Consider the following 12515-nt stretch of genomic DNA (forward strand, 5'->3'; position numbering starts at 1 on the left):
GGACGAAGTCCATCGCGAAGCGACGCCGAAGGCGCCCTTGACTTTGGAGGGGCGGCCCCGTACGCAAGCGCCACCCCACCACCCGAACACCCCATATCCCCATTCGAGAGCCCGTCTCGCGCCACCGCCCGAACACCCCTTGAGAACGGCCTGAGCGCCCATGGGCCAACAACGAGCACGCCCTCGGTTCTGGTTACATAACCCGAGGTCGGAAGACACAGACCCACATAGAGCCCCAGCCCCAGCCCCAGCCCCAGCCCCAGCCCCAGCCCCAGCCCCAGCCCCAGCCCCAGCCCCAGCCCCAGCCCCGAGGATGATCGGTGAAGCTGCGTTGCTCGGTTCGCGCGATCGTTCTTGATGAAGAGGACCGCGTCCTGCTCTGCCGTTTTGTCTTTCCCGAAGAGGCCGGTGAGGTGGTCGTCTGGGCTGCTCCCGGTGGAGGTGTCGAGGACGGCGAGACGCCGCTTGCCGCGCTGCGTCGCGAACTGCGTGAAGAGGTGGGCTTGGCGGTCGGCGCCGATCCTCCGCATGTGTGGCATCAGGAGGTCATCGGTCCCGGCTACGCCGCCGGTCACGACGGCGTGATCAATGACTACTTCGTCGTCCGCACCGCGTCGTTCCAGCCTCGGGGCTCCATGTCGGACGACGAACTGGCCGGCGAGCACATCGTCGGTTTCCGCTGGTGGCGGCTTGAGGACATCGCCCGTCACCGCGGTCCCGAGGTGTTCTCTCCGCGCGACCTCGCCGCACTGCTGGGCGCGCTCATCACCGGCGAGGTCCCGGACGCACCGGTGCAGCTCGGCCTCTAAGACCGGTACAGGCTCAGCCTCTAAAACCGGCGCAGGCTCAGCCTCTAAGACCGGTACAGCTCGGCCTCTCAGACCGGCTCAGCTCAGCCTCCAAAACAGGTGCAGCTCGATCTCTGAAACAGGCACATCCACTCCGGACGACGGCCGACCGCCCCCTCTCCCCCTAGGAGCTTCGGCAGGTCACCGGTCAGTGGGTCTCGCACGCTGTCGGTGGTGGCGGGCATCATGGCGGGCATGACCTTCCAAGCGAGCGGCGCTTTCGACATCGACGCGTGGGAAGCCGAGAAGCCCTATGACGAGCAGGGCGGCAACAAGCTGACGCGGGTCCACGTCCGCAAGACGTTCCACGGGGACCTGGTCGGCATCAGCACCACCGAGCTGATCACGGTGGAGTCGGCGGCCGGGCCGGTGGCGTACGTGGGGATCGAGCACGTGCAGGGGATCCTGCACGGCCGGGAGGGCACGTTCGTGCTGCAGCACAGCGCGGGCACCGAGGACGGCACGCCCGGCACCCAGTGGCTGCGCTGGCTGATCGTGCCGACGTCCGGGACCGGGGAGCTGGCGGGCATCCGCGGCGTCGGGCAGATCACCGTCACCGACGGCGGGCACACCTGGTCGCTGGAGTACACGCTGGACTGACGCGCGGGACGTAGCGGCGCCGCGCCTGCCGGTAATGTTTCGGCCATGCCCCCGGCCAGTACCGACGCGACGCGCGAGCGGATCATCGACGCCGCCGAGGCGTGCTTCTCCCGGTTCGGCGTGGCGAAGACCACGGTGGAGGACATCGCCGCCGCGGCGAAGCTGTCGCGGGCGACGGTGTACCGGGCGGTCAGCGGCGGGCGGGACGAGCTGATCCTCGCGGTGGTCGTGCGGGACCTGCACCGCTTCCTGGACCGGCTGGCGGTGCGGTTGCGGCGCGAGCGGTCGGTGCCGGAGGCGATCGTCGAGGGAACGATGGACGCCGTCGAGTACGTCCGCAACGAACCGACGATCGCGCATTTCCTGGTGCCGGAGGCGGCGGGGCACATGCAGGCGGCGGTGGCGGGCGCGGCGGAGCACGTCCTGGCGCTGTGCTGCGACTATGTGCGGCCCTATTTCGAGCAGGCGCAGCGGCAGCGGACGCTGCGTCCCGACATCGAGGTCGAGGGGACGGTGGAGTTCCTGTTCCGGATCATCACGTCGCTGATCGTGATGGACCGGGAGCGGGAGCCGGACGACCTGCGCCGCTTCCTGCGCACATACGTGGTGCCGGGGATCGCGGGGCTCTGATCGGGCGCGGGGGCGTGTCCGCACCTACGAGACGGTAGCTTGCAAGGAATCGACGGCGCGGACCGGAAGGGGTCGGGGCGATGGTTGCGGATTTCACGAGGCGGAGGCGTTCGGCGGTGCAGCCGAGCCCGGTGTTCCTCGTGATCGTGGCGGCGACCGTCATCTGCGGCCTGCTCACCTGGCGGTACGGGGACAACCCGGCCAAGGGGGCGCGGGTCTCGCTGTTCGGTTTCGTGATCGCGGCGTGGGTGCTGTCGCTGTGCGTGCACGAGTTCGGGCACGCCTACATCGCCTACCGGTCCGGCGACCGGAGCGTGGCGGCGAAGGGGTACCTGACGCTGAACCCGCTGAAGTACTCCGACATGCTGCTGAGCTTCCTGATCCCGGTGGTGTTCATCCTGCTCGGCGGGATCGGCCTGCCCGGTGGGGCGGTGTGGATCGAGCGGCACCGCATCCCCGGCCGGCTGCGGCACAGCCTGGTGTCGGCGGCGGGCCCGCTGTCCAACGCCATCTTCGCGATCATGCTCGCGGTGATCTACAAGAACTTCGCGGCGCAGGGCCACGCGGTGTTCTGGCTGGGGCTGGCGTTCCTGGCGTTCCTGCAGGTCACGGCGGCACTGCTGAACCTGCTGCCGATCCCGGGGCTGGACGGCTTCGGGATCGTCGAGCCGTACCTGCCGCGCCGCCTGGTGGACCAGATCAGCGGGTACGGCGGCTACGCCTTCCTGGTGCTGATCGCGCTGCTGTGGATCGGGCCGATCAACCGGGGCTTCTTCCACCTGATCTACCACATCACGGACGCGCTGGGGATCGGCGCCATCTCGATCGAGATGGGCCACTCGCTGTTCCTGTTCTGGCAGAGCTGAGGCTAGTCCCCCGCGCCCCCGGCGCCGCCCGCATCGTCGGCACCGCGCGCGCCTCCCGCGGCGGTTCCCTTGCCGGCCTCCGCGCGGGGACGGCCCGCGAGGTGCCGGACGATCCGCCGGAGCTGTTCTGCGTAGTGCTCCTGGAACTCGGGTGAGTCGGGGCTGAGGCCGAAGACGCGGTGGACGGCGAGCGGCAGCACGACGGGCGCGGCGACGACGGCCATCATCACGAGCATGACCGCGGCCGGGTCCAGGTCGTCGGCGAGCTCGCCCTCGGCCTGGCGCCGCACCAGCTCCGACAGGTCCTCGCGCTCGATCGGCGGTTCGCCGTCGAAGGTGCCGGTGAGGCCGCGCAGGGCGTTCAGCCGGGTGCCGCGCGGGTCGTCGAGGGCGTGCCGCAGGTAGCGGATCAGCACCTCGTCCAGGCCGATGTCCGGGTCGTTGAACCGGGCCTCGGTCTCGCGCCAGTGGACGGAGATCTCCCGGTACAGCCCCTCCTTGCCGCCGAAGTAGTAGTTGATCAGCTGTTTGTTCACGCCGGCGCGGTCGGCGATGTCCTGCACGCGGGCGCCCGCGTAGCCCTTGGCGGCGAACTCGTCCAGGGCCGCGTCGAGGAGCAGCCGCCGGGACCGCTCGGCGTCCAGCTTGCGCTCGCCCGGGCCGGGCGCGCGCCGCGGCCGCCTCGTCTCCTCCGTCACGCCGTTCATCGTACCGCCCGGCTGACGGCGTCATACATCCGGCTGGTTGACGAGTTCATCCATTTGGTTGAAGATGGGCGGGACACCCCCGAGGGAAAGAGAACGAACGATGATCCTTGTCACCGGAGCCACCGGCAACGTCGGCCGCCACGTGGTCGGCGAGCTGCTCTGCGCGGACGTGAAGGTCCGCGCGCTGACCCGCGACCCCACCACCGCGCGGCTGCCCGGCGAGGTGGAGGTCGCCCGCACCGACGAGATGCCGCTGGACGGCGTCACGTCGATGTTCCTCAACCCCGCCGTGTTCTGGAACGGCCTGGGCGACGTGCTGGAGCGCGCCCGCGACCACGGCGTCCGGCGCGTCGTCATGCTGTCGTCGGCGGCCGCGCTCGACGACGACCCGCGCAACGTGATCGGCGCCCACCACCTGGAGTTCGAGCGCGCGATCGAGGCGACCGGCCTGGAGTGGACGTTCGTGCGCCCCGGCGAGTTCGCGACCAACGCGCTCGCCTGGGCGGACGCGATCCGCGCCGGCGAGCCGGTGCGCGAGCCGTACGCGCGGGCCCGCAGCACGCCGATCCACGAGCGCGACATCGCCGCCGTCGCCGCGCGGGCCCTGCTGTCGGACGGCCTCGTCGGCGCGAAGCCGGTGCTCAGCGGGCCCGAGGCGCTCACGCATCCGGAGATGGTCGAGATCATCGGCGCCGCCGCCGGCGTCCCGGTCCGGTTCGAGGAGATCTCCCCCGAGCAGGCGCGGGAGGAGATGCTGAGCCGCCCCTACATGCGCGAGGGGATCGTGGACGCGCTGCTGCGGGTGCGCGCCGAGGCGGTGGACCGGGAGCCGGAGATCTCGCCGGAGGTCGAGCGCATCACCGGACGTCCCGCCCGGACGTTCGCCGAATGGGCCGCGGACCACTTCTGACGGCCGCGCCGCACTGAGTCCTGCCCTCCGCCCGAAAGCGGAGGGCAGGACGGATAACGGCCGGGCAGGCCCCCGCCTTGCCCGGCCGTACGCTTGTCAGCCCCCGGCCTGCCCGGATCCCCCGGCCCTATCGGACGGCACCGCGGGGTCCGGCGCCCCGGCAGGGCGGCGCTCCTTGTACTGTTCGCGCGCCCAGACGAACCAGTCGCGGCGCATGGCCATGAAGCGCTTGCCGTACTCCATGGTCAGCCGGCCGTTGCCGGTGAGGCCGCCCTCCTCCTCCCACGGGACGATCTCCTCGAGCCGGGCGAGGTCGTCGAGCCGGCCGGAGAGGGCGTCGATCATCCGGTCCATGTAGGCGACGGCCTCCTCGGGCGCGATCTGGTCGAGGAAGAAGACCCGCAGCATCACCTCGTCGCGGCGGTTCGGCTTCGGGTCGGTGTCCACCATCCAGTGGTGCAGCTCGTCCCGGCCCGCGTCGGTGATCGCGTACTCCTTGCGGCCGCGCGGCCCCTCGGCGGAGACCTCGATCAGGCCGCCGTCGGTGAGCTTGCCGAGCTCGCCGTAGAGCTGGCTCTGGGTCGCCTGCCAGACCGTCCCGAGCGAGATCTCGAACACCTTCAGCAGGTCGTATCCGCTGGCGCCGTCCATCTCGGCGAGCAGCCCCAGCAGCGCGTGTCGCAGGCTCATGACTCGATTGTGACACGTCGCTGTTGACATGTCGATTGTGACACGTCTAGCTTCTGACATGTCGAAGTTGGAACGTCGCTCCCGACGAGAGGCTCGCGCCATGCTGCTCTACTACCTCCGGACCTTCCTCCCCTGGATCCTGCTCGCCGTGGTGAGCGGCTGGAGCGACCAGGCCGGCGCGGCGGCCGGCCTCGGGGCGGCCCTCGTCCTCCTCGCCCAGGACCTGCGCAGGGGCCACCGGCTCGACTCGCTGATCCTCGAACTGTCGACCATCGTCTTCATGGCGCTGCTGACCGCGCTCTCCTTCGCCGCCCCGGACTCGTCCCTGCTGGACTACGGCGCCTCCCTGGCGATCGGCTGGCTCGCGCTCACCGCCTGGGGCACGCTCCTCGCCGGACGGCCGTTCACCGAGGGCGTCGGCCGCCGCGACGTCAGCGCCGAGATCGCCGCGACGGACCTGTTCAAGCGCATCACCACGGTCATCGCGATCGTCTGGGCCGTCAGCTTCACGGTCATGGCGCTCGTCCTGGCCTACGTGCAGCACGCCGCGCCGGACGACACCGCGCTGCTCGTCGCCGTGAAGATCGCCGGATTCACCGTCCCGATCGTCTTCACCGCCCGCTACCCCGAGATCGCGCAGAAGCGGTACTTCGCCCGCCACGGCATCGACCGCGAAGCCGTCCGCTGAGCGCCGCCGCACCGGGAACGCCCAGGTAAGGCCCCTCGAACGGCTCAGCGGAGGACAGCGCATGGAGACGACGCGGAACGCCGGCTGGCTGGAGGGCGCCCTCGCCCCGGTCCCGGACGAGATCGACGCCACCGGCCTGGAGGTCACCGGAACGCTCCCTCCCGAGCTGACCGGACGGTACTTCCGCAACGGCCCGAACCCGCTGCCGGGCAGGCCGAGCGGTCACTGGTTCACCGGGCCCGGAATGATCCACGGCGTGCGGCTCCGCGACGGGCGCGCCGAGTGGTACCGGAACCGGTGGGTGCGGACCAGGACGTTCCTCGACGAGGACGCCCGGTTCGCCGCGGACGACGGGACGCTCGACTTCACGGCCGTCCCCGCCAACACCCACGTCGTCCCGCACGGCGGCAGGATCCTCGCGCTGGTCGAGATCGGCTTCCCTTACGAGATAACGCCGGACGCCGGGACGGTCGGGCCGTGCGACTTCGGCGGGACGCTCACCACCGCGATGACCGCGCATCCCAAGCAGGACCCGGTGACCGGCGAGCTGCTGTTCTTCGGCTACGGCGTGCTCCCGCCGTACCTGACGTACCACCGGCTGTCGGCGGACGGATCGCGGGTGGTGGAGAGCCACGAAATCGAGGTTCCGGGACCGACGATGATGCACGACTTCGCGATCACCGAGCACCACGTGGTCTGGCTGGACCTCCCCGTCGTGTTCGACCTGGAACTGGCGCTGGGCGGCCGGGGCATGCCGTTCCGCTGGGACGACGCCTACGGCGCCCGGCTCGGCGTCATGCGGCGGGACGCGCCCGGCGACGTGCGCTGGTTCGGCATCGACCCCTGCTATGTCTTCCACGTCGGCAACGCCCACGAGGACGCCGCCGGACGGATCGTGCTGGACGGCGTCCGGTACCGGCCCGAGGACTTCACCGCGATCTGGAAGGAGATCGGCGGCTCGGTGAACCCGGCGCGGGACGCGGCGCGCGACCCGGCGCAGCATGCGGCGCGCTCCGGGAGCGCGCACCTGTACCGCTGGACCCTGGACCCCGCCACGGGACGCGCCGTCGAGGAGCGGCTCGACGACCGGAACGTGGAGTTCCCGACCCACGACGACGCCCGGACCGGCCGCCGCCACCGCTTCCTCTACACGGTCGCGGGGGACGCCGTCGTGAAGTACGACCTGCTGGACGGTTCCTCGTCCGTGCGGGAGTTCGGAGAGGACGCGTCGGTGGGCGAGGCGGTCTTCGTCCCCGCCGAGGGGGCGCGCGGGGAGGACGAGGGCTGGCTGATGTCGATCGTCTCCGGGCCGTCCAGTGCCGAACTCGTCGTCCTGGACGCGGCCGACCTGTCGCGGACGGCGAGCGTGCGGCTCCCCCGCCGGGTTCCGGCGGGCTTCCACGGCAGCTGGATCCCGGACGCCTGAGCGGGTACGGACCGCCGGGCGGGGACACCCGGCCGCCTAGAGTGATTTACTAGCGAGTACACAAGTGCAAGTAACCACTTACCAGGCTCCTCCCGGGAGGTTCCGCATGTCCGTGGCCACGGAGAGCACCGAGACGTTCGCGTCCCTGAACCCGGCCACCGGCGAGGTCGTCGGCGAGCACCCCGTGCACGACGCCGCCGCCGTCGCGCAGGCGCTCGAGCGGGCCCGCGAGGCGGCCGGCTGGTGGCGCGCCCTCGGCTGGAAGGAGCGCCGCCTCCGGCTGCTGAACGTCAAGGGGGCGCTCACCCGCAACCTCAACCGGATGGCGGAGGTCATCCACCAGGAGACCGGCAAGCCGGTGCAGGACGCCCAGCTGGAGACGATCATGGCGATCTCCCACCTGGACTGGGCGGCCCGCAACGCCCGCAAGATCCTCGGCCCGCGCACCGTCTACCCCGGCCTCATGGCCATCAACCAGCGCTGCGAGCTGGAGTACCAGCCGCTCGGCGTGGTCGGCGTCATCGGCCCGTGGAACTACCCGATCTTCACCCCGATGGGCTCGATCGCCTACGCGCTCGCCGCCGGCAACGCGGTCGTCTTCAAGCCGTCGGAGTTCACCCCCGGCGTCGGGCTGCTGCTGGCCGAGCTGGTCGAGGGCGTCGTCCCCGAGCACCCGGTGCTGCAGGTCGTCACCGGCCTCGGCCCGACCGGCGCCGCGCTCGCCTCGTCCCCGGACGTCGACAAGATCGCCTTCACCGGCTCCGGCCGCACCGCGAAGCGGGTGATGGCCGCCTGCGCCGAGAACCTCACCCCGATCGTCGCCGAGTGCGGCGGCAAGGACGCCTGCATCGTCGACTCCGACGCCGACCTGGACGCCGCCGCCGACGCCGCGCTGTGGGGCGCGATGTCCAACGCCGGCCAGACCTGCATCGGCGTCGAGCGGATCTACGTGCTGGACGACGTCTACGACCGCTTCCTCGGCAAGATCACCGAGAAGGCGAAGGAGCTGCGGCCCGGCTTCGACCGCGAGGCCGCCTACGGCCCGATCACCATGCCGGGCCAGCTCGACGTCATCGAGCGCCACATCAAGGACGCCCTCGCCAAGGGCGGCAAGGCCGTCGTCGGCGGCGCCGAGTCGGTCCGCAAGCCCTACGTCGAGCCGGTCGTGCTCACCGACGTGCCGGACGACTCGTCCGCCGTCTGCGAGGAGACGTTCGGCCCGACCATCACCGTCCACCGGGTCAAGGACCTGGACGAGGCGGTCGAGAAGGCCAACCGGACCAGCTACGGCCTCGCCGGGACGATCTTCTCCGGCAGCAGGTCCCGGGCGATGGACGCCGCCCGCCGGATGCGCTCGGGCATGACGTCCATCAACGCGTTCGCCGCGTTCGCGCAGGTCGCGGCGCTGCCGTTCGGCGGCGTCGGCGAGTCCGGCTTCGGCCGCATCCACGGCGCGGACGGGCTGCGCGAGTTCGCCCGCCCGAAGGCCATCACCCGGCAGCGGTTCGCCACCATGAACCTGACGTCGTTCGGCCGCACGGAGAAGGAGATGGCGCGCGTCCTCGGCCTGATCAACATGATCCACGGCCGCCGCTACAAGCGCTGAGGCACGGGCGGCGCCCGCGACGCGGGACCGCAAGCGGCGCCCGCCAGGTGCGGGCGCCGCACCGGCGCGGCGGCTCAGGCGATGGTGAAGCCGCCGTCCACGGGCAGGATCGTGCCGGTCACGTAGGTCGCGCCGACGAGGTACGCGATCGCCTCGGCGACGTCCTCGGCGGTGCCGACCCGCTTGACCGCGAGCCCGCCCGCGGCCTCGGCGAACTGCGCCTCCCGGTGCTCGTCCGGCAGGAACGACCACCACGGGGTGTCGACGACGCCGGGCGCGACCGCGTTCACCCGGACCGGCGACAGCTCGGCGGCCAGCGGCGACACGATCCGCTCGATCGCGCCGTTCACCGCGGCGAGCGCCGCCGTCCCCGGCAGCGCCGCGCGGGCGGACGCCGCCGACACGAAGGTGATCGACCCGGTCACCTTCGCGTGCTGGATCGCCGACAGATACGGGAACAGCTTCCCGTCGAACGCGGCGCGGACGTCGGCCAGCCGCGCCTGCCCGATCGGGCCCATGCCGACGGCGCCGGGGCTGAAGGCGAGCACCAGGTGGTCGATCTCGCCGGTCCGCTCGAAGAACGCGGCGACCGCCTCCTCGTCGGTGCCGTCGACCCGTTCCGCGGTCGCGGACTTCACCGCGGCGAACTTCGCCGGGTCCCGGCCGGTGACGATCACCTCGGCGTCCCGCGCCGCCAGCAGTTCCGCGGCCGCCAGCCCGATGCCGGAGGTCCCACCCATGATCACAACGCGCATTCCGCGCCTCCATTTCAAGACGTGACGTCTCGATATTAAATCGAGACGCCGCGTCTTGTAAACTGGCCCGCATGGGACGGCCACGCAGCGAGACGGCACGGCGCGCGATCCTCGACGCCGCGATGGAGGGGCTCCAGGAGCACGGCTACGCCGCCCTCACCATGCAGGGCATCGCCGCCGCCGCCGGCGTCGGCAAGCAGACGATCTACCGCTGGTGGCCGTCCAAGGCCGACGTCGTCCTGGACGGCCTGGTCGAGCTCGCCGACGAGCGCATCACCGTCCCGGACACCGGCTCCCTCCCCGGCGACCTCGCCGAGTTCCTCGCCGCGACGTTCCGGGAGCGCGGCCAGCGCCCCGTCCTCATCGGCCTGATGGCCGAGGCGCTCCTGGACCCGGCGTTCGCCCGCGCGTTCCGCGACCGGTTCCTGTTCGCCCGTCGCGCCGCGCTCCGCGGCATCCTCGACCGCGCCGCCGAGCGCGGCGAGATCGCCGCCGGCACCGATCCCGAACTGCTGATGGACGTCGTCTACGGCGTGCTGTGGTACCGGCTCATGCTCGACCACGCGCCCCTGGACGAGTCCGCCGGGCAGGCCCTCACCGACCTCCTCGTCCGCGCCGTTTCCTGAGGTCAGACCCGTCCGCCTAAGGCGTCCGGCACCGCCTACGCCGCCCTCTAAGGCACCTGAGCCTCAGGCGCCTGGAACTAAGGCGTCCTAAGGCGCGCGAATAGGGCGTCGTCCCGATGTGGGCCCCGGGGCCTTAGGGCGAACCTTGTACATGTCGGGCCAAGAGGGCCCGGCGGAAACAAGGAGCAGGGCATGTACAGCACGGACATCAGCCGGGTCATCATCGCCGACCGCGTACGCGAGCGGCAGGCCGAGGCGCGCAACGCCCGTCGCGCCCGCCTCGCCAAGGCGCTCAAGCGCTGAAGCACGACCCGACCTGACCGAACCGCACGACGACGACGAAGGGAGCCGACCATGATCAGCTACGAGTTCATGAAGATCGCCGGAGAGGACCGGGCGCGCAGGCTGCGGGCCGAGGCCCGGCAGGCGCGCCGCGCCCGCCTCGCCAAGGCGCTCAAGCGGTGAAGCCCGCACAGCGACCCGAGCCGCCAACGCCCCCGTCATCCGACGGGGGCGTTCTCCGTTCACCGGGTCGTTCCCGACCGGCTCATTTCAGCAGGACGGCGCCGATGTTCTCCCGGGCCTCCAGGACCGTGTGCGCGCGGGCCGCCTCGTCCAGGAAGAACTCGGCGTGCACGCGGGGGCTCAGCTCACCGGACGCGGCGGCCTCCAGCGCCCGCTCCGCGGCGGCGCGCTGCTCGGCCGGCGGCTTGGCGAACGCGATCCCGAGCGCGCCGACGACCGTGAGCCCGCGGGCGCCGATCACCCGTGCGTCCAGCGGCGCCCACTCTCCCGACGTGAAGCCGTAGATCCCGATCCGGCCCCGTCCCGTGGCGGCCGCGTCCATGGCCCGCGCCGCCGTCGCGCCGCCCACCGCGTCGAGGACCACGTCCACTCCGCCGCCGGTCGCCTCGACCACCTCGTCCGCCCAGCCCTCCTCGCCGTAGTCGACGGTGAGGTCCGCGCCGAACCCGGCGGCGGCCGCGAGCTTCGCCTCCCCGTGCGCGGCGGCCACGACCCGCGCCCCGGCCGCCGCGGCGAGCTGGACGAGCAGCGACCCGACGCGTCCTGCGGCGGCGGTGACCAGGACCGTCTCGCCCGCCTCGACACCGGTCCCGGCGAGCAGTTCGAGCGCGACGGCGCCGGCCTGGAAGGCGGTGAGGGCGGTCCGGAGGTCCAGGGCGTCGGGAACCGCGAAGACGCCGCTCTCCTCGGCGACGGCGAGCTCGGCGTAGCCGCCCCTGTTCTGCGGGGTGGTGGCGACCACGCGGCGGTCGACGAGGGACGGGTCGTCGGCCTCGACGACGCGCCCCGCGACCTCGATGCCCGGAACGTACGGCAGCGGGAACGGGTGGCGGCCCGAACGGACGATGACATCGCCGAACAGCACGGCCGAGTAGTCGACGGAGATCAACACCCGGCCCGCCGCGCGGACGGGGTCGGGGACCTCTTCGAGGCGCAGGACGTCGGGTGCGCCGAAGGCGCGGACCTTGATGGCTTTCATGAGACAATGTGTCTCGTATGGGAGGATCTGTCCACAAGGTTCAGACCGGGCGATCCGTCCCAGCCGAGACAGGAGCCGGAAATTGCCCCGTAAAGAGGACCTGCGAGTGCGGCGGACGCGCACCCTGCTCCGCGAGGCGCTGATCGACCTGATCGGCGAGCGCGGCCTCGAACGGGTCACCGTCGGCGAGATCACCGAGCGCGCGATGGTCAGCCGGGCCGCGTTCTACCGCAACTACCGCGACAAGTACCACCTGGTCGAGCAGGTCTTCGACGAGGCGACGGCCGCGCTGTTCGGCGAGGTCGGCGGTGACGAGCGCCCGCCGCGCGAGCGCTGGACCGCGTTCTTCGAGCACATCGGCGAATACCACCGGCTGTACGGCGCGCTGCTCGGCCGCAAGGGCAGCCCGTGGTTCGCCGACCGGATGCGCGCCTCGCTGGCCGCCATGGTCACCGAGCACCTCTCCGGTGCCGGGCCGTCCGCGCGGGCGTCCGCGGACGGCCTGGTGCCGACCGTGCTCGGCGCGATGTTCGTCCAGTCGATCACCTGGTGGCTGGAGCACGACCGGGCCATGCCCGCGGCAGAGATCGCCGCGCGGACCGGCGAGATGGCGGGCGCCCTGCTCCGCGGGGCGGGCGCCGACCCGTCCTGACCGCCGC

Annotated in this window: 14 protein-coding genes; 10 read left to right on the forward strand and 4 right to left on the reverse strand. The window is 71.8% G+C overall.

The genetic code is table 11. From position 1 onward, the window contains the following. The first annotated feature begins 320 nt into the window (after positions 1-320). The 4 genes from ABT299_RS28085 (at position 321) to ABT299_RS28100 (ending at position 2944) form a co-directional block, all read left to right on the forward strand. A complete protein-coding gene (locus ABT299_RS28085) occupies positions 321-809 on the forward strand; it encodes an NUDIX hydrolase (protein ID WP_500252538.1) in 489 nt (162 codons plus the stop codon). Between the two features lie 234 nt (positions 810-1043). Further along, on the forward strand, positions 1044-1448 hold the full coding sequence (locus ABT299_RS28090; RefSeq protein WP_500252539.1) for a DUF3224 domain-containing protein: 405 nt from the start codon (positions 1044-1046) through the stop codon (positions 1446-1448). Between the two features lie 45 nt (positions 1449-1493). After that, entirely contained in the window at positions 1494-2078 is a 585-nt protein-coding gene (locus tag ABT299_RS28095) for a TetR/AcrR family transcriptional regulator (RefSeq protein ID WP_500252540.1), read from the forward strand. A 116-nt stretch (positions 2079-2194) separates the two neighbouring features. Continuing rightward, complete coding sequence (locus ABT299_RS28100; RefSeq protein WP_347256911.1) at positions 2195-2944, forward strand: site-2 protease family protein; 750 nt, start codon at positions 2195-2197, stop codon at positions 2942-2944. 2 nt (positions 2945-2946) lie between these two features. On the opposite strand, the gene ABT299_RS28105 is transcribed toward ABT299_RS28100, so the two are convergent. Then, entirely contained in the window at positions 2947-3642 is a 696-nt protein-coding gene (locus ABT299_RS28105; RefSeq protein ID WP_500252541.1) for a TetR/AcrR family transcriptional regulator, read from the reverse strand. Between the two features lie 109 nt (positions 3643-3751). On the opposite strand from ABT299_RS28105, the gene ABT299_RS28110 reads away from it, so the two are divergent. After that, positions 3752-4561 (forward strand): NAD(P)H-binding protein, encoded by an 810-nt coding sequence (locus ABT299_RS28110; RefSeq protein WP_500252542.1) that lies wholly within the window; start codon positions 3752-3754, stop codon positions 4559-4561. Positions 4562-4657: 96 nt separating this feature from the next. Here the strand turns inward: ABT299_RS28110 and ABT299_RS28115 are convergent, their stop codons facing one another. Then, positions 4658-5251, reverse strand: coding sequence for a PadR family transcriptional regulator (locus ABT299_RS28115; protein ID WP_500252543.1), 594 nt, complete (start codon positions 5249-5251; stop codon positions 4658-4660). Between the two features lie 100 nt (positions 5252-5351). Between ABT299_RS28115 and ABT299_RS28120 the strand changes: the two genes are divergently transcribed. The 3 genes from ABT299_RS28120 to ABT299_RS28130 all read left to right on the forward strand — a co-directional run bounded on the left by ABT299_RS28120 (position 5352) and on the right by ABT299_RS28130 (position 8971). Next, positions 5352-5939, forward strand: coding sequence for a hypothetical protein (locus tag ABT299_RS28120; RefSeq protein WP_500252544.1), 588 nt, complete (start codon positions 5352-5354; stop codon positions 5937-5939). 61 nt (positions 5940-6000) lie between these two features. Further along, on the forward strand, positions 6001-7365 hold the full coding sequence (locus ABT299_RS28125) for a carotenoid oxygenase family protein (RefSeq protein WP_500252545.1): 1365 nt from the start codon (positions 6001-6003) through the stop codon (positions 7363-7365). Between the two features lie 106 nt (positions 7366-7471). After that, positions 7472-8971 (forward strand): aldehyde dehydrogenase family protein, encoded by a 1500-nt coding sequence (locus ABT299_RS28130; protein ID WP_387032446.1) that lies wholly within the window; start codon positions 7472-7474, stop codon positions 8969-8971. 74 nt (positions 8972-9045) lie between these two features. Here the strand turns inward: ABT299_RS28130 and ABT299_RS28135 are convergent, their stop codons facing one another. After that, complete coding sequence (locus ABT299_RS28135; protein ID WP_500252546.1) at positions 9046-9726, reverse strand: SDR family oxidoreductase; 681 nt, start codon at positions 9724-9726, stop codon at positions 9046-9048. Between the two features lie 71 nt (positions 9727-9797). Here ABT299_RS28135 and ABT299_RS28140 point away from each other — a divergent pair, with 71 nt between their 5' ends. After that, positions 9798-10352: a TetR/AcrR family transcriptional regulator gene (locus ABT299_RS28140; protein WP_190861990.1), complete on the forward strand. Its 555-nt coding sequence runs from the start codon at positions 9798-9800 to the stop codon at positions 10350-10352. Positions 10353-10899: 547 nt separating this feature from the next. Here the strand turns inward: ABT299_RS28140 and ABT299_RS28145 are convergent. Continuing rightward, on the reverse strand, positions 10900-11856 hold the full coding sequence (locus ABT299_RS28145) for a zinc-binding dehydrogenase (RefSeq protein ID WP_500252547.1): 957 nt from the start codon (positions 11854-11856) through the stop codon (positions 10900-10902). Positions 11857-11938: 82 nt separating this feature from the next. Between ABT299_RS28145 and ABT299_RS28150 the strand changes: the two genes are divergently transcribed. Continuing rightward, positions 11939-12508 (forward strand): TetR/AcrR family transcriptional regulator, encoded by a 570-nt coding sequence (locus tag ABT299_RS28150; RefSeq protein ID WP_387032442.1) that lies wholly within the window; start codon positions 11939-11941, stop codon positions 12506-12508. Positions 12509-12515 lie beyond the last annotated feature (7 nt).

Source organism: Spirillospora sp. NPDC000708 (assembly GCF_040299565.1).
Taxonomy (GTDB): Bacteria; Actinomycetota; Actinomycetes; order Streptosporangiales; family Streptosporangiaceae; genus Spirillospora.

Coding starts and splice junctions, on each gene's coding strand:
- ABT299_RS28090 (WP_500252539.1), top strand. CDS start 1,044: ATGACCTTCCAAGCGAGCGGCGCTTTCGACATCGACGCGTGGGAAGCC.
- ABT299_RS28095 (WP_500252540.1), top strand. CDS start 1,494: ATGCCCCCGGCCAGTACCGACGCGACGCGCGAGCGGATCATCGACGCC.
- ABT299_RS28110 (WP_500252542.1), top strand. CDS start 3,752: ATGATCCTTGTCACCGGAGCCACCGGCAACGTCGGCCGCCACGTGGTC.
- ABT299_RS28115 (WP_500252543.1), bottom strand. CDS start 5,251: ATGAGCCTGCGACACGCGCTGCTGGGGCTGCTCGCCGAGATGGACGGC.
- ABT299_RS28120 (WP_500252544.1), top strand. CDS start 5,352: ATGCTGCTCTACTACCTCCGGACCTTCCTCCCCTGGATCCTGCTCGCC.
- ABT299_RS28125 (WP_500252545.1), top strand. CDS start 6,001: ATGGAGACGACGCGGAACGCCGGCTGGCTGGAGGGCGCCCTCGCCCCG.
- ABT299_RS28130 (WP_387032446.1), top strand. CDS start 7,472: ATGTCCGTGGCCACGGAGAGCACCGAGACGTTCGCGTCCCTGAACCCG.
- ABT299_RS28135 (WP_500252546.1), bottom strand. CDS start 9,726: ATGCGCGTTGTGATCATGGGTGGGACCTCCGGCATCGGGCTGGCGGCC.
- ABT299_RS28140 (WP_190861990.1), top strand. CDS start 9,798: ATGGGACGGCCACGCAGCGAGACGGCACGGCGCGCGATCCTCGACGCC.
- ABT299_RS28145 (WP_500252547.1), bottom strand. CDS start 11,856: ATGAAAGCCATCAAGGTCCGCGCCTTCGGCGCACCCGACGTCCTGCGC.